The organism is Providencia sp. 2024EL-00732 (genome assembly GCF_044006275.1).
Lineage (GTDB): Bacteria > Pseudomonadota > Gammaproteobacteria > Enterobacterales > Enterobacteriaceae > Providencia > Providencia huashanensis.
On the sequence record NZ_JBIPDG010000001.1, the window covers coordinates 512,927 to 528,800 of the forward strand.

The following is a 15,874-nucleotide window of genomic DNA, read 5'->3' on the forward strand; positions in this document are numbered from 1 at the left end:
GTTATCTCTTTTATTGTATTAATTATAAGTGGTAACCGAGTTGCCTCGAAATACGTTGAGTCGCTTGGAGTAATTGCTCCGTCATATTGTGTTCTTTTTCATCAGAAAAGCGGCTAAGAGGAAGGCTGATACTGAGTGCTGCAATGCATTCGCCCTGTTGAGAAAAAATAGGGGCGGCAATAGCACCTATTCCCGCCGTTAATTCCCCGCGTGTAATGGCGAAACCCCGTGCCCGTATTTCGTCAAGGGATTTGGTCAGGGAGGCATTTTTTTCAACAAAGGGCGCCTGCACAGTGGTAGGAGCATAGGCGAGTAATACTCTTCCTGAGGCACCTGAACCGAGTGGGCGGCGGTTACCAGCTTCACTGCGAACTTGTAGTGACTGCCCTGAAGCTTTATGAAGAACTTGCAAAATTTCATGGTGATCACGTATACGCAGTTGAATGTTTTCATCAAAAAGTTGACGTAGATGTTCAGCTTCAATATCAGCTACTTGGATATAGTTGATTTGCTGGCGAGCACAATTTCCTAAGCTTAATAATTGATGACCCAAATGATAGGTAACAGGGTTATCATTTTTTTGTACAAAATCACGATGCTCCAATGTGCATAATAGCCTGTATACTTTAGATTTATTCATTCCAGATAAGCGAGCTAGCTCACTTAATCCAAGGTTATTTTTCTCACCTAATAACATCATCAGTAATAAAGCATCATCAACAGCCGTCACAATATTGTCTTTCATGATTGCCTCACTTGGTTTGCACAGCAAACCACTGGTTTATATAATAAAATTAGCATGGGGAATAACTAAAAATGATTCAAGAGAGTTGTTAATAAATTGTGAGGTGGATTAGGTTTTTGAAAATGAATTTAGCGTGTTAGAAAGCGTATTTAATAATTGATTTTTTATATAAAACAATTGGTTAATTTCTATTTGGCAAATAAAGAAAGCGGATGGCTATTCAAGTAAAAAACAAAATAAACAGAGATAAAAAACCTTAAAAAGTAATTTAATTGGTTCGCCTGATAAAATGAATGGATACACCACCAATAATTAATACAACGCCTATTAATTGTAAGTAGACATTTTGACTATGTGCGCCATTTACAAGGTCAATCACTAAGCTTGAAATCATTTGGCCGCAAATAGCCAGTATTGAGGTGAGCATGACACCAAGCAATGGTAGAACATAGCTATTAATGATAACAAAAAACGCACCAATGATACCGCCAATGAATGCAACTAACGGGATCTCATTGAAATTAAACAGGTATGTTTTAAAAATGAGCACCATGATAGTGAGAAACAAAAAACCAACAAAGTGGTTGATTAGTGAACTGTAGAACGCATTATGTTGTTGAGCTAATTTGCCATTTAATGTGCGGCTAATAACAATACAAATACCATTTAGTAATGCGATAAAAGTATATATACTCATTTTATTATTTTCCTATAATTAACAAGCTACAGCCTGTTATTAATAATGTACACATCAGAAAGTCACTAACTGTAATTTTACGTTTTATCACACCAAACCAGCCCATAGTGTCTACTAACAAACCGAATATAATTTGGCCGGTGATCATTAAAATAATGCTTCCCGCAAGTGATAGTGGGCTATTAACGGTTATTGCTGCCAATAAAACGGTAAAGCCTCCAGGAATACCACCTAAATACCAAATCATTTTCCCTTTTTTTATGACTTGTGGCTGAACTTGTTGTTTCCTTTTTTGTAAGTAAAAAAAATAAATAACGAGCGAAAATAATGTTCCGATGCCATGAGTAAGCCATGATGCTGTCAATGGTGTTGTAAAGCGGGCTAGGTAACTATTTGCCATGATCATCATTGACAGTAAAACCCCAGAGGCTAAGGCAAGAAAAGATAGAATATATTTATTTTTCATAATGATATGTCTTATCGCGTAAACATTGTATTTCTGTAGCGATAAGGTATGCTGTTTTTTCTTTGGTATCAAGAAAACACACTGTTTCCTTTTGGTTGACAATGGGGTATCTATGGATATGAATGCATTTCCAGTTTTGATTGCAGTGGCTGATAGTTTAAGTCTGACTAAAGCGGCAAATTCATTAAATATGACTAAATCGGCGGTAAGTAAAACAATTCAAATCGTCGAAGACAAACTGGGAATAAAACTTTTCCATCGTACTACTCGAACGGTAAGTTTGACGGAAGCGGGGGCTGTATATATTCGTTATATTCGACAATCTTATCAATTCGCGGTTATGGCAGATGATATTGCCGCTAAATTTAGTGATAAAATAACAGGAACTCTGAGGGTTTCAGCTCCAATGTCTTTTGGTACTTTACACTTAGCTAAAGTTCTCCCCCAGTTTATGCAAAGATACCCTGAGCTTAATGTTGAGTTATCTTTTAATGATAAAGTAGTAGATTTAATTAGTGAGGGATATGACCTAGCTATTCGTATTGGTGCGTTGCCTGATTCGTCCTTAATTGCGCGTAAATTATCCCCTTGCCATAGTCGGCTGTATGCATCGAAATCTTATCTGGCGAAATATGGTTCTCCCCAAAAAGTCGCCGATCTTAAAGGGTATAATTGTTTGTGCTATTCATTTTACCAAGCAGGGCAAGAGTGGGTATTTTACCAAAAAGGGAAAAAATATAGCCATATACCAAAAGGGTCTTTTCGTGCCAATAATAGTCAGGCACTAATCCAAGCCGTATTAGCGGATATAGGTATCGCATTGTTACCTTATTTCATTACGGCTATAGGTGACAATAACCATCAATTAGTTCCTTTATTGGGGAATTATCAATTACCTGAGCACAATATCTATGCGGTATATCCTGCAAAAGAATACTTACCACGAAAAGTCTCAGCATTTACCGAGTTTTTAATTGAACAGTTTGGAAAGGGGAGTCAGTATCAAAAATTAATCGAAGGGATTTCTTAATTGTGATGCTCTGTGGCAGAATAAAATTTACTCTTCTTATATAGGTAACGTAGATGAAAATAGCGCTGATTGGTTCAGGTAAAATAATCATGATGGCTCTTGATGCGCTAACGCAGGTGCAAGGGGTAGAATTGGCCGCATTATGTGTTAGGGCTGAAAGTATTGAAAAGGGGGAGTCAATCTGTCAACAATTTGATATAGCTAGCTTGTATACGGATTACGAAAAACTCTTACAACAGCCGGATATTGATGTTGTATATATTGGGCTTCCAAATCATCTGCATTACAAATATACCTATGATGCGTTGATGGCAAATAAGCATGTTATTTGTGAGAAACCTTTCACGCCAGATTGGGAACAGTTGCAGGAGTTAATTTCTTTATCACGTCAAAAAGGTTTATATCTATTCGAAGCTATTACATCAATACACACACCTGAATTTCATTTTATTAAGCAATATATTGATAAAATAGGCGAAATAAAAATAATTCAAGGTAATTATTCACAATATTCAAGCCGATATAATGATTATTTACAAGGCCATATTCATGCTGCATTTGACCCCAAACAAGCAGGTGGAGCACTGTATGATATCAACCTTTATAATATTTATCTGTTATCCGCATTATTGGGGGCTCCAGAGAAAAGCCAATATATTTGCAACAAAGGGTATAATGGGATTGATACTTCAGGTGTATTAACGGCCTATTTTTCTACTGCGGTAGCTACTTGTGTTGGCGCTAAAGATTCAGCAAGTCCAGGTTATTTTATTATTCAAGGGACGAAAGGCTATATTCGTGTTATTGGCGCACCGAGTCTTTGTGAATCAGTTGAGGTGTGTATTGATGGGGACATCACAACGGTTTCTCGGGATAGGGCAATTAATCATATGGTTTACGAATTTGCGTTCTTTCGTGATCAGATTGCCTCCAATAAATTAACGACTAGCCAAGAACTGCTAGAATTGGCATTAACCGTCTCGAAGATACTGAGTCAATCAAAACATGATGTAGGCTTAGTATTTGAGTAACCTACTTTTAGGTTGCTTTTTATACCTCGGTGTATGAAAACACCGAGGGTACCGAACACTCTGGTTTAAAACGAATATAATGAAGCAATAGAATCACCGAGTTTTTGTGCGAGTTCAGATGCGGCATACCTATCCATAACGATCTCTATATAAGCAGCATTATCTGATAACTCTGCTGCTTTTATTGCGGCATCTAGCTCGTTACAATCAGTGACTCTCTGGCAATACCAATTTGTACACCCCAGTGCTGCGGGTAATTGTGCATAATTCCATTGAGCTATATCATTGTAATAAGCTTCAGGGTTTTTACAGAGTAAGCGCTCAATTAGGTAACCATCATTATTGAGTACAAGAATAATGGGTTTTAAACCAAAACGGGCAAACTGACTAATTTCTTGTACTGTCAATTGGTGTGAACCTTCCCCTGTGACTAGAATAACGCGTCGCTGTGGTGCAGCGATGGCCGCGCCAAAGGCAGCGGGGGTCGCCCAGCCAATCGAACCCCATAGAGTCTGGTTATAGACCTGAGCATTTTCAGGTAATAAAGCGAAACCTAAGCCCATGGAAGCGGTGCCTGTTTCCGTAATAATAATATCATCCTTTTTAAACATTTTTTCTAGGCGTGGATAGAGGTAGGCGGCGGTAATTTTCCCTTGTTGATTTTGAATTGGTTCTCCGAGCCCTTGTGCTGTGATGCCTCGATGGTTTAATGATGGGGCTAGCCTTTTCAGTTCGCTAAGCACGTCTTTCATATAAACTTGTGGATAAACGGCAGAGCCTATTTTGACATGGTCTGCTAGAATATTAATCCAGTTTTCCACTTTAACAGTTGCGGTAAAACTCCCTGAATTAAAATCAGTTAATACAGCCCCTATACCTAAAATACAGTCACAATTTTCAACAAATTCAGCGACAGCATGGTTCATTAATTGGCCATTATAAATCCCCATATAGCTCGGATTAGACTCACTTAAAATAGCTTTATCCATAAACATGGTTGCATAAGGAAGCCCTGTTTTATTGATAATAGTTTGAACATCGTCAGCTAAGCCGAGTCGAGCCGTTAAAATACCGGGAATAACGCAGGCTTGTGAGCTTGAATTGAGTTTTTCTATGATAGCGGTTACTGCAGCTGATAGTGACTCATCATTACTTTTATGTATAGTGATTGTTTCAGTGTTTTCATCTGCGATGACAGGCATGACTGCGTAGTCAGAGGGAAAACCTAGGTAAACAGGGCGCCGCTCATGTAAGGCTGTCGTGATTAAACGTTCGGTTTCTGCTATGCAGTTTTCAGGTGTTAAAATGGCATGAGCACAGCTTAAATGTTGGCTCATTTGATAAAAAACATCAAAATCACCATTACCAAGAGAATGGTGAACTAAGCGATGTTTTTTCTGCACGCCGCTTGCTGGCATCCCTACAAGGTGGAAAATAGCAAGGTTTTCAGCATAAGAACCGGCAATACCATTTAATGCGCTCAGTTCGCCCACACCAAAGGTTGTAGACAGTGCGGCGGCACCCTTTGTCCGCGCATAGCCGTCTGCTGCATATGAGGCGTTTAATTCGTTGCAATTGCCTATCCAACGCATATTTTTACTTTCACAAACTGCATCTTCAATTGGGAAGGCATAGTCACCAGCAACACCAAAAATGTCACAAATTCCAATTTCGTTTAAGCGGCTCAGAACATGTTCAATGACTGTCTTACTCATTATATTGCTCCTAGTAATTATATTAGACAAATCTTCTGCTTTATATTATTTCTAGTGCATAATTCTCTTATTTGGAAATCACATATAATCATCGTAGCTATAACTAAAAGTAATAGGTGAAGAAATGGACGTACGCGCAATACGATATTTTGTAGAGGTTGTACAACTTAATGGGTTCAGCCGAGCGGCGAAAAGCTTATTTATTACACAACCGGCAATCAGTCGAAGTATTCAAAAGTTGGAGCAGGAGCTTGGTTATATTTTATTAGTGAGGGCACCTGATGGGGTTAAGCTGACTGATGAAGGCGAAATTCTGTACCGTTACGGGGTGCAATTACTTGAACTTTTTAACAATATGAAAAAATCACTGAAAGAGAGGTCAGGACCATTAGCAGGTATCTTACATGTGGGTTTACCCCCAGTTATTGCTTCTACATATTTTGCTGACATAATCATGAAATTTAGCCAGAGTTACCCTGATATTGAGTTGAAAATTCATGAGTTAGGCACACGTAAAATGATGGATGCACTATTAAATGGAGAAGTGGAAACTGCTGCCGTTATGCTGCCATTTGACAATGAGGACTATGATTTACATATTTTTGCAACTGACCGCTTGGTACTCTTAGTGAATGAACAGCATGCATTGTTTGAGAAAGAAACGGTCAAGTTTAGTGAATTAGTGAATGAGCCTTTCATTTTCTTTTCAGATGATTTTTTAATTAATGAATTAGTTATTAGTGCATGTGGTATTTATGGTAAGCAACCAATAATTGCAGGACGTAGTCACCACCTAGATTTGGTTACTGCAATGGTTAAAGCTGGGGTTGGGGTGACATTGCTTCCTGATAGCATGTGGAATAAAAGCAATTCGAAAGGGTTATCAGCCATTTCGGTGATTGAGCCTGTACTGTCTTATGACTTAGCCTTAGCAACATTAAAAAGCAGTCACCAAAACCGCCGTGTAAAACTATGGCATGATTTGGCGGTAGAGATGCTTAAAGACCAAAGTCACTAGATTCCTGGTGTTTATTACTAAAAAATACGATGCAGGACGAAGCAAGTAGGGGCGGGTTTAAATGCATTGAGGCATTTGGTTTTATAGAAATATTGATGTTCAAGTGAAATAAAAAGTGTAAAGCCCATAGGTTTTATGCGCTTTACACTATTAGATAATAAAATGCATTAGTGTGAGAACTTAAGTGGTAGTTTACACATTAAACAGGAAGTTAAGTACATCGCCGTCTTTAACGATATAATCTTTACCTTCAGCGCGCATTTTACCTGCTTCTTTAGCACCTTGTTCGCCGCGATATTGAATAAAATCATCAAAAGCGATAGTTTGTGCGCGGATAAAGCCTTTTTCGAAGTCAGTATGAATTTTACCTGCTGCTTGTGGGGCTGTTGCTCCGACAGGAATAGTCCATGCACGTACTTCTTTGACACCCGCCGTGAAATAAGTTTGCAAGTTTAACAATTCATATCCTGCGCGAATAACGCGGTTAAGACCGGGTTCTTCGATGCCTAAATCTGCCATAAACTCATCACGTTCTTCATCTTCCAGTTCGGCAATATCAGACTCAATCGCCGCACAAACTGGAACAACGACAGAACCTTCCGCTTCAGCAATTTTATAAACGACATCTAAGAAAGGGTTATTCTCAAAGCCATCTTCATTGACGTTAGCAATGTACATGGTTGGTTTTAATGTTAAAAAGCTTAAATAACGGATTGCGGCTTTATCTTCCGCTGATAAGTCTAAAGTGCGTAACATGCCGGCTTGCTCAAGATGTGGCAAGCATTTTTCTAAAGCTTCTAATTCTGCTTTTGCGTCTTTATCGCCACCTTTAGCCCGTTTTTGTACACGGTGAATAGCACGCTCGCAGGTATCGAGATCGGCTAATGCTAGCTCTGTATTAATGACTTCAATATCTTCTGCTGGGTTAACTTGACCTGCAACGTGAATAATATTGTCATTTTCAAAACAACGGACGACATGACCGATAGCTTCAGTTTCACGAATATTAGTTAAAAACTGGTTACCTAGGCCTTCACCTTTGGATGCGCCTTTCACTAAGCCCGCAATATCCACAAATTCCATAGTGGTTGGTAAAATACGTTGTGGCTTTACAATCTCAGCTAATTGCTCAAGACGTGGGTCTGGCATTGGTACAACACCCGTATTGGGTTCAATTGTACAGAAAGGAAAGTTGGCTGCTTCGATGCCGGCTTTGGTCAATGCATTGAATAGGGTGGATTTACCCACGTTAGGTAGACCAACGATACCGCATTTAAAACCCATATGTTTCTCACCTTAATAGCAAGGGGCAGACGTATGCTGCACCTAATGTTTAGAAATTGGCGCTGATTATACACAAAAAGTTGATTTTGATGAAATGAACTCTTATGCGGAGGCTTTAAAGCTATGGAGCCTATTTATTGCTTTATCCATTCCATCTGTAAGTAGAATATCAGTGCATCTTGTTGCTTCATCAATAGCGTCATCAATGAGCTTTTGTTCAGAAAGCGGGGGCTTACCGAGCACAAAGCCAACAACTTTGTTTTTATCACCGGGGTGCCCAATACCAATACGTAAACGGTAAAAGTTAGGGTTATTGGCAAATTTACTTTGAATATCCTTTAAACCGTTATGGCCGCCATTACTGCCGCCTAATTTCATTTTCGCTACGCCGGGTGGCAAGTCGAGTTCATCATGGGCGACTAAAATTTCATCAAGGTTAATACGATAAAAATTAGCGATGGCCGCAACGGATTTACCGCTAAGATTCATAAATGTGGTTGGAACTAATAAGCGAATATCATTGCCAGCCATGTTTATACGTGCGGTATAACCGAAAAACTTAGCTTCTTCTTTTAACGGTTGATTATGGCGCTCGGCCAGTAAATCGACATACCATGCCCCTGCGTTGTGACGTGTTTGTGCATATTCCGCACCTGGATTTGCAAGTCCAACAATTAATTTAATTTTGCTCACGGCGACTATTTCACTGTCAGTTTATGGAAGTAATACGCTAGTTTACCTTGAGAAATGGGAGATGTACAAAATTGTCATGGGTAAAATTACCCTAAGTATAGTTACGCTATAAATTATTCGGATTTTCTATTTTTTTGATAAAGAGCATTTTTTGTGTAGAAATCCTAGCTAACTTCCTTCCTTGTGATGCTCATCGCAAAAAATTTTACTTAATGCACTATAATCATTACATAAATATAAAGTATTACCGAATTTTTTTACACATGCTTACTTATCAGTTTACTGGTACTGGAGGTATATATGAAACGGAAAAGCGCTCATCTTCTTGGTAATGTTCTTATGGGAATAGGGATGGTTTTAATGATAGGGAGCATAGGCATCAACTTATTCTCTCATATTGTTAATCTCAATCTTTCTGAGCTTGTTACTAATGGTTCCCTGTTTGGTATTTTCATCGGTGCTATTGTTTGGCTTACGGGTGCGAGAGTCGGTGGCCGAGAAAAAGTTGCAGACCGTTATTGGTTGTTAAAACGCCATTATCATTCACGTAGGGATAATCACCGTTATCCATAAATAGTGACTAGTTTATAGGGCGTGTTGATGTTATTAACGGCTAGGTGAGAGTGGAAGTCAGGTGAGTTTCACTCTTGCAAGTGTAATGTCACAAAAACTTTTTGTTTTTTGAGTAAGTTGGTTATTTTTATGGCTTAAGGCGTCATAGAAATAGGTATCTATAGTTTATTTTCTTTCTAAAATCATAAAGCCCCTACAGTTATTTCTGTAGGGGCTTGTATTTTTGTGGTGACATTTAATCGTTGTCAGAACGCTAAAAACCAGCTAACGGGAATTAGTGCTCAAACATCGCTGAAATTGATTCTTCGTTGCTAATACGACGAATTGCTTCAGCCAACATACCTGAAAGTGTTAAAGTACGAACATTGCTCAGCGCTTTAATTTCAGGTGAAAGAGGGATAGTGTCACAAACAATGACTTCATCAATGACTGAATTTTTGATGTTGTCTACAGCATTACCTGAGAAAATTGGGTGAGTAGCGTATGCGAACACACGTTTTGCACCACGTTCTTTCAGTGCTTCAGCTGCTTTACACAGAGTTCCACCGGTATCAATCATATCGTCAACTAAGATGCAGTCACGACCTGAAACATCACCAATGATATGCATAACTTGAGAAACGTTTGCACGAGGACGACGTTTGTCAATAATTGCCATATCAGTGTCATTCAGGAGTTTTGCGATAGCCCTAGCACGTACCACGCCGCCGATGTCTGGGGATACAACGATTGGGTTTTCCAAATCTTTCTGTAGCATATCTTCCAGAAGAATAGGACTACCAAATACGTTATCAACAGGAACATCAAAGAAGCCCTGGATCTGCTCTGCGTGTAAATCGACAGTGAGAACACGGTCTACACCTACACTTGACAGAAAATCGGCAACAACTTTAGCGGTGATTGGTACACGGGCAGAACGTACGCGACGATCCTGTCTTGCATAACCGAAGTAAGGGATAACAGCGGTAATACGACCAGCAGAAGCACGGCGTAGGGCATCGACCATAACAACCAGTTCCATCAGGTTATCATTGGTTGGTGCACAAGTTGACTGGATGATAAAAATATCACCACCGCGAACATTTTCATTAATTTGAACACTGACTTCGCCGTCGCTAAAACGACCAACAGCCGCGTCTCCAAGATTAGTGTAAAGGCGGTTAGCAACACGTTGTGCTAGTTCCGGTGTAGCGTTACCAGCAAAAAGCTTCATATCGGGCACGAGAAAAACCTCAGGCTTGCGTCCAGAGAGATATTGTTGACCAATAGCGACAGTGCTTATTGGTGCAATACACGGGTTATCCCAGCGCGGAATTTGTGCAGAGGGGAAACATTAACTCCTTGAGCTACGAACCCTTGCACCCACGATGGGGCTTGATTTAACACCTGTAGGGCATCCGCTTGTGTTTCAAATTCAGAAAAAACACATGCGCCTGTTCCTGTCAGGCGAGACGGAGCATATTCTAACAGCCAAGAAACAAGCTGTTCAACCTCACGAAAACGTTTTCTTGCGATTGGTTCGCAGTCATTAGCGTACGGAGCCAGTAATAATGCGGCTAGGGAGCGTTTTGGAGAATTTCGATTTAATTGCGGATCTGTGAAGATCATCGGGGTTGATATTTCAATTCCGGGGTGGGCGACTAAATACCATTTCTCTTTGGGGGAAGTTTTGGTTAAAATTTCACCTATTCCTTCAGCGAAAGCAGCATGACCACGAACAAATACAGGGACATCTGCACCCAATGTTGCCCCAAGTTCAGCCAGAGTTTCATCAGTAACTTGAGTCCCCCAGTGCTCATTAAGTGCAATTAAGGTGGTAGCAGCGTTAGATGAGCCGCCACCAATACCACCGCCCATTGGTAATATTTTATGGATAGAAAGGTCTGCGCCTAACGGGCCAGAATACTGTAATACTTGTCGACAGTATGTTTGTAGCAGTTTTGCCGCACGTAAAATTAAATTTTTATCGGCAGGGACGCCCGCCATCTCTGTCAATAAATTTAGCTGGTCATCTTGACGAGTTGTGACGGTGATTTCATCGCCGTAATCCACAAATTGAAATAAAGTTTGCAACTCATGGTAGCCATCAGAGCGCTGGCCAGTAATATATAAAAAAAGATTCAATTTTGCAGGAGAGGGCCATGTTAATGTCATTTTTTCAGTGTCCAGCTATCCATTTTCAATTTAATTAACCTATCACCTTGGCGTAGTTCAAGGTAATTTGGCAGCATCGGGGATGTTTTGCTGTCATAAGAGATATAATTAAGTTGCCATTTTTCACCATTATTTTCAAAAGTGACACTTTTTAAGAGGTGGTTTTCATCTAAGGTAAAATCTGTGGCACGGCCTGGAGAGCCAGTCAGCCAAGCTGTTAAGTCATCGATGGGGATTTCCATCCCAGTCAACTGATAAATTAACTCGTTAGGGACATCGCTCATATGTGTTTGCCCGTCTTTGGTCGTTAAACGTGCTAAATCAGGTTCAACAGTTAGCTCAAGTTCACGACTCCCCAACGGGTTAGTGAGTAAAAGACGGTACTTTTCAGGGGTATATTGTTGCCAGAAAAACTTAGCGTAAGTTTTGGTTTCGCCACCATTATAAGCGAATGACCCGCGTGTTTGGTAATCACGTAATTGGCTTAATTCTTGTTGATGGGCTTTCCACTGGCTATCTGTAGCAGAGCTAGTCCCTTTAGTGGTGTTTTGTGACGTTGTCACGCAAGCAGTAAGGAGCAGGCAAGACAGCGGGAGCAAGCGTAGCAAACGGACATTGGGACGAATAAAGGGTAACATTTGGGTTAATTGCATATCAAATCTCAAAGTTGTATTCGGTGCCGATAGCGGCATCCATTGAGTTACTGGCATTGAGCTAGTTTAGCGGTTTTGTGTTGTCGGAGTCACTTAATGGTCTAGATGATAAATAGGATAGCGAGCTAATATCAATAGAACATTCCCCATTACATGCAGATAACATAGTGTAATAATAAGAAAAATAGTGCGCTAAAATTGCTAACCAATCAATCAGATTCCTATTATTTAATTTACTATGTAGGAAAAGTAACGGCAAACAGCCAGCGTTTGCTTTCTGTGCGAAATAATTGCATTCTTTATGCATCTTATTGTAGTTAATAATGATGTGGCTGATAATTGGTAACGATATATTAATAAATTATAAAACCGATATCTGCTTTAACCTGTAAAAACAGCCATTGAAAGCCATTTTTTTGGTTTATTTTTTGGTGTTGGTCATCTTTCTGAGGGTTAGCGCTTTGCAAACCGTAGAAAGAGGGGCGCGGATCATTTACAATAGAAAAATATAAATAACAGTACTGCCAATGGTTAACTTAATTGATAGGCGCTACTGAAAATAATTAGCAATGTAAGCAATGTGAGTAAGTCGTAAAGCACAATGACCTTATTAGCCTTAGGCATCAACCATAAAACAGCACCTGTTGCCCTGCGTGAGCGGGTAACGTTTGGTCCTGAAAAAATAGACTACGCACTTGAGGACCTACTTAAGCAGCCCCAAGTGAGTGGTGGCGTTGTGCTGTCTACCTGTAATAGAACAGAGCTATACCTGAGCCTTGAATCGCAAGATCGGGCTCAAGAACAGCTAGTGAAATGGTTGTGTGATTTTCACGGTATTACCCCAAAAGATTTACAACCCAGTCTGTATTGGCATCAAGATGATAGAGCAGTTAGTCACCTAATGCGTGTAGCAAGTGGTTTGGATTCCTTGGTACTAGGGGAACCACAAATCTTAGGGCAAGTGAAAAAAGCGTTTGCACTTTCACAAGGCAACCATTCGTTATCAAGTGAGCTGGAGCGTCTTTTTCAAAAATCTTTTTCGGTTGCTAAGCGTGTACGTACAGAAACCGAAATTGGGGCGAATGCCGTTTCAGTCGCATTTGCAGCTTGTACACTTGCTCGGCAAATTTTTGAATCACTCAAGCACTTAAATATTTTGTTAGTCGGCGCAGGTGAAACTATCGAGCTTGTTGCTCGCCATTTACGTGAACATGGTGTGCAAAAAATGATGATAGCGAACCGAACTCGTGAACGGGCAGAACTATTAGCTAATGAAGTGAATGCTCAGGTGATTTCGTTATCAGATATTGATAACCGCTTAGCGGAAGCAGATATTGTCATTAGTTCTACAGCAAGCCCACTACCTATTATCGGTAAAGGGATGGTTGAACGCGCAATGAAAGTGCGCCGCAGTAAACCAATGTTGTTGATTGACATTGCAGTTCCCCGTGATATAGAACAAGATGTTGAAAAATTAAGGGATGTGTATCTCTATACTGTGGATGATCTTGAATCTATCATTGCACAGAACCTTGCTCAGAGAAAAGCAGCCGCCGTTGAAGCTGAATTTATTGTTGAGCAAGAAAGTAGTCACTTTATGGATTGGTTACGCTCACAAGCGGCAGTGTCTACAATTCGCGATTATAGAGCACAAGCTGAGGTCATTCGGGCTAATATGGCTGAAAAAGCGTTAATGGCAATTCGCCAAGGCGCAGACCCTGAGCAAGTGATCACGCAATTATCGCAACAATTAACCAATCGTCTTATTCACGCCCCAACCAAATCCTTGCAACAAGCAGCAGGAAATGGTGATATTGAGCGTCTAAATCTACTTAGGGACAGCTTAGGGCTGGACCATCAATAACCACTTTTTAATCATAGGTCTGATATAACGAATGAAGCCTTCTATTGTCGCAAAACTAGAAGCATTACAAGAACGCTACGAAGAAATTGAAGCGCACCTTGCCGATGCGGGTGTGATTGCCGATCAAGACCGTTTTCGTGCTTTATCTAAAGAATATTCTCAATTATCTGATGTGGCTAAATGCTTCACCGCATGGCGTACAGTACAGGATGATATTGAAACAGCAGAATTACTGCTGGATGATCCTGAAATGAAAGAGATGGCTCAAGAAGAGCTAAAAGAAGCGAAAGCGCGCAATGAAGAGCTAGAACAGCAGTTACAATTATTGTTACTTCCAAAAGATCCTGATGATGAATATAACTGTTTTGTTGAAATCCGTGCTGGAGCTGGGGGCGATGAAGCCGCTATTTTCGCAGGTGACTTATTCCGTATGTATAGTCGTTATGCAGAAAATAATCGTTGGCGAGTGGAATTAATGAGCACCAGTGATGGTGAGCATGGTGGTTTTAAAGAAGTCATTGCCAAAATTTCAGGGGACAGCGTATACGGGCGTTTGAAGTTCGAATCAGGAGGTCACCGAGTTCAGCGTGTCCCTGAAACTGAATCACAAGGCCGTATTCACACATCAGCGTGTACCGTCGCTATTTTGCCAGAACTCCCTGAAGCGGAATTGCCTGAAATCAGCCCAGCAGACCTGCGTATCGATACATTCCGTTCATCGGGAGCGGGTGGTCAGCACGTAAACACAACTGACTCAGCGATTCGTATTACGCACATCCCAACAGGGATCGTGGTTGAATGCCAAGATGAGCGTTCTCAGCATAAAAATAAAGCGAAAGCAATGTCTGTGCTAGGTGCTCGTATTCGCCAAGCTGAAATGGATAAACGCCATGCAGCAGAGGCTTCTGAGCGCCGAAATCTATTAGGAACAGGTGACCGTTCTGACCGCATTCGCACATATAATTTCCCTCAAGGGCGTGTGACAGATCACCGCATCAACCTAACTTTGTATCGTTTAGATGAAGTAATGGAAGGGAAATTAGATTCGTTAATCCAACCAATTATTAACGAATACCAAGCAGACCAACTTTCAGCGTTGTCTGAGCAGGAATAATGCAGTACACAGAATGGCTAAAGCAGGCAGCTAACCGGCTGTCTGCAAGTGACAGTGCAAAGCGTGACGCAGAGATTTTGCTGGAACATGTGACAGGCCGTAGTCGTACCTATCTATTTGCTTTTGGTGAAACAACATTAAAAGCAGAAGAGTTTCAACATGCAGAATCACTTTTGCAACGAAGAGAAAAAGGTGAGCCGATTGCCTATATCGTTGGCGAACGTGAGTTCTGGTCACTTCCGTTGTATGTTTCTCCCGCCACATTAATCCCTAGGCCTGATACAGAATGTATCGTCGAGCAGGCTTTATCTCGTTTAACAGAACAATCTAGCCAATTATTGGATTTAGGTACTGGAACTGGGGCAATTGCACTAGCTTTGGCATCTGAGATGCCTAAAAGCAAGGTTATCGGTGTAGATTTTAACCCTGATGCGGTTAAACTTGCTCAACGAAATCAACAGCGATTAAATATTTCAAATGTGCAATTTATACAAAGTGATTGGTTCGCTTCACTATCTCTTCAACAATTTGATATGATTATTAGTAATCCGCCTTACATTGACGAAAATGATAATCACCTAAGTGAAGGGGATGTGCGTTTTGAACCTTTAACGGCTTTAGTCGCTGAAAATGAAGGGTTAGCCGATTTAGCACATATTATTCAAGAGTCTAAAAAATATATTAAGAATCAAGGGTGGTTACTACTTGAACACGGTTGGACACAAGGTCCCGCGGTGCGTGGTTTATTTAAAGAACATGGGTACACCAAAATTGAGACATGTCTTGATTATGGTGGACGAGAAAGAATTTCACTTGGTCAATGGAATGGTTAAGTGG

Annotated in this window: 16 protein-coding genes; 7 read left to right on the forward strand and 9 right to left on the reverse strand. The window is 40.4% G+C overall.

The annotated features are described in order from the left end of the window. Positions 1-22: 22 nt before the first annotated feature. The 3 genes from ACHB7C_RS02385 to ACHB7C_RS02395 form a co-directional block, all read right to left on the reverse strand. A complete protein-coding gene (locus tag ACHB7C_RS02385) occupies positions 23-745 on the reverse strand; it encodes an IclR family transcriptional regulator (protein WP_042843951.1) in 723 nt (240 codons plus the stop codon). Positions 746-1,013: 268 nt separating this feature from the next. Next, positions 1,014-1,442 (reverse strand): DMT family transporter, encoded by a 429-nt coding sequence (locus ACHB7C_RS02390; RefSeq protein WP_166684884.1) that lies wholly within the window; start codon positions 1,440-1,442, stop codon positions 1,014-1,016. A 4-nt stretch (positions 1,443-1,446) separates the two neighbouring features. After that, positions 1,447-1,908 carry a DMT family transporter gene (locus ACHB7C_RS02395; protein WP_395346288.1) on the reverse strand — a complete coding sequence of 154 codons (462 nt, stop codon included), beginning with the start codon at positions 1,906-1,908 and terminating at the stop codon, positions 1,447-1,449. 112 nt (positions 1,909-2,020) lie between these two features. Here ACHB7C_RS02395 and ACHB7C_RS02400 point away from each other — a divergent pair, with 112 nt between their 5' ends. Continuing rightward, on the forward strand, positions 2,021-2,938 hold the full coding sequence (locus ACHB7C_RS02400; RefSeq protein WP_210831877.1) for a LysR family transcriptional regulator: 918 nt from the start codon (positions 2,021-2,023) through the stop codon (positions 2,936-2,938). 53 nt (positions 2,939-2,991) lie between these two features. Further along, the gene (locus ACHB7C_RS02405) at positions 2,992-3,969 is read left to right on the forward strand and encodes a Gfo/Idh/MocA family protein (RefSeq protein WP_166684887.1); all 978 of its coding nucleotides are present in this window, start codon (positions 2,992-2,994) and stop codon (positions 3,967-3,969) included. 65 nt (positions 3,970-4,034) lie between these two features. Here the strand turns inward: ACHB7C_RS02405 and ACHB7C_RS02410 are convergent, their stop codons facing one another. Continuing rightward, complete coding sequence (locus ACHB7C_RS02410) at positions 4,035-5,684, reverse strand: alpha-keto acid decarboxylase family protein (protein ID WP_166684888.1); 1,650 nt, start codon at positions 5,682-5,684, stop codon at positions 4,035-4,037. Between the two features lie 124 nt (positions 5,685-5,808). Here ACHB7C_RS02410 and ACHB7C_RS02415 point away from each other — a divergent pair, with 124 nt between their 5' ends. Further along, complete coding sequence (locus ACHB7C_RS02415) at positions 5,809-6,702, forward strand: LysR family transcriptional regulator (protein WP_042843944.1); 894 nt, start codon at positions 5,809-5,811, stop codon at positions 6,700-6,702. A gap of 192 nt (positions 6,703-6,894) precedes the next feature. On the opposite strand, the gene ychF is transcribed toward ACHB7C_RS02415, so the two are convergent. Both ychF and pth read right to left on the reverse strand, forming a co-directional pair. After that, positions 6,895-7,986 (reverse strand): redox-regulated ATPase YchF, encoded by a 1,092-nt coding sequence (gene ychF, locus ACHB7C_RS02420; protein WP_042843943.1) that lies wholly within the window; start codon positions 7,984-7,986, stop codon positions 6,895-6,897. 102 nt (positions 7,987-8,088) lie between these two features. Then, complete coding sequence (gene pth / locus ACHB7C_RS02425; RefSeq protein WP_042843942.1) at positions 8,089-8,679, reverse strand: aminoacyl-tRNA hydrolase; 591 nt, start codon at positions 8,677-8,679, stop codon at positions 8,089-8,091. A 300-nt stretch (positions 8,680-8,979) separates the two neighbouring features. On the opposite strand from pth, the gene ychH reads away from it, so the two are divergent. Continuing rightward, complete coding sequence (gene ychH, locus ACHB7C_RS02430) at positions 8,980-9,252, forward strand: stress-induced protein YchH (protein WP_034783625.1); 273 nt, start codon at positions 8,980-8,982, stop codon at positions 9,250-9,252. 274 nt (positions 9,253-9,526) lie between these two features. Here the strand turns inward: ychH and prs are convergent, their stop codons facing one another. Genes prs through lolB form a run of 3 tightly spaced genes read right to left on the reverse strand, consistent with a single transcriptional unit; the run spans position 9,527 to position 12,032 of the window. Beyond that, complete coding sequence (prs, locus tag ACHB7C_RS02435; protein WP_042843941.1) at positions 9,527-10,474, reverse strand: ribose-phosphate diphosphokinase; 948 nt, start codon at positions 10,472-10,474, stop codon at positions 9,527-9,529. Between the two features lie 56 nt (positions 10,475-10,530). Then, entirely contained in the window at positions 10,531-11,406 is an 876-nt protein-coding gene (ispE, locus tag ACHB7C_RS02440; protein ID WP_272693436.1) for a 4-(cytidine 5'-diphospho)-2-C-methyl-D-erythritol kinase, read from the reverse strand. Beyond that, positions 11,403-12,032, reverse strand: coding sequence for a lipoprotein insertase outer membrane protein LolB (gene lolB / locus ACHB7C_RS02445; RefSeq protein ID WP_210831770.1), 630 nt, complete (start codon positions 12,030-12,032; stop codon positions 11,403-11,405). The genes ispE and lolB overlap by 4 nt, the downstream gene beginning before the upstream one ends. Before the next feature lie 628 nt (positions 12,033-12,660). Here lolB and hemA point away from each other — a divergent pair. Genes hemA through prmC form a run of 3 tightly spaced genes read left to right on the forward strand, consistent with a single transcriptional unit; the run spans position 12,661 to position 15,870 of the window. Further along, on the forward strand, positions 12,661-13,923 hold the full coding sequence (hemA, locus tag ACHB7C_RS02450) for a glutamyl-tRNA reductase (protein WP_042843938.1): 1,263 nt from the start codon (positions 12,661-12,663) through the stop codon (positions 13,921-13,923). A 31-nt stretch (positions 13,924-13,954) separates the two neighbouring features. Then, positions 13,955-15,037, forward strand: a complete 1,083-nt coding sequence (prfA, locus tag ACHB7C_RS02455; protein WP_042843937.1) for a peptide chain release factor 1 — start codon at positions 13,955-13,957, stop codon at positions 15,035-15,037. Continuing rightward, positions 15,037-15,870, forward strand: a complete 834-nt coding sequence (prmC, locus tag ACHB7C_RS02460) for a peptide chain release factor N(5)-glutamine methyltransferase (protein WP_042843936.1) — start codon at positions 15,037-15,039, stop codon at positions 15,868-15,870. The genes prfA and prmC overlap by 1 nt, the downstream gene beginning before the upstream one ends. Positions 15,871-15,874: the final 4 nt, after the last annotated feature.

Coding starts and splice junctions, on each gene's coding strand:
- ACHB7C_RS02385 (WP_042843951.1), bottom strand. CDS start 745: ATGAAAGACAATATTGTGACGGCTGTTGATGATGCTTTATTACTGATG.
- ACHB7C_RS02390 (WP_166684884.1), bottom strand. CDS start 1,442: ATGAGTATATATACTTTTATCGCATTACTAAATGGTATTTGTATTGTT.
- ACHB7C_RS02395 (WP_395346288.1), bottom strand. CDS start 1,908: ATGAAAAATAAATATATTCTATCTTTTCTTGCCTTAGCCTCTGGGGTT.
- ACHB7C_RS02400 (WP_210831877.1), top strand. CDS start 2,021: ATGGATATGAATGCATTTCCAGTTTTGATTGCAGTGGCTGATAGTTTA.
- ACHB7C_RS02405 (WP_166684887.1), top strand. CDS start 2,992: ATGAAAATAGCGCTGATTGGTTCAGGTAAAATAATCATGATGGCTCTT.
- ACHB7C_RS02410 (WP_166684888.1), bottom strand. CDS start 5,684: ATGAGTAAGACAGTCATTGAACATGTTCTGAGCCGCTTAAACGAAATT.
- ACHB7C_RS02415 (WP_042843944.1), top strand. CDS start 5,809: ATGGACGTACGCGCAATACGATATTTTGTAGAGGTTGTACAACTTAAT.
- ychF (WP_042843943.1), bottom strand. CDS start 7,986: ATGGGTTTTAAATGCGGTATCGTTGGTCTACCTAACGTGGGTAAATCC.
- ychH (WP_034783625.1), top strand. CDS start 8,980: ATGAAACGGAAAAGCGCTCATCTTCTTGGTAATGTTCTTATGGGAATA.
- ispE (WP_272693436.1), bottom strand. CDS start 11,406: ATGACATTAACATGGCCCTCTCCTGCAAAATTGAATCTTTTTTTATAT.
- hemA (WP_042843938.1), top strand. CDS start 12,661: ATGACCTTATTAGCCTTAGGCATCAACCATAAAACAGCACCTGTTGCC.
- prfA (WP_042843937.1), top strand. CDS start 13,955: ATGAAGCCTTCTATTGTCGCAAAACTAGAAGCATTACAAGAACGCTAC.
- prmC (WP_042843936.1), top strand. CDS start 15,037: ATGCAGTACACAGAATGGCTAAAGCAGGCAGCTAACCGGCTGTCTGCA.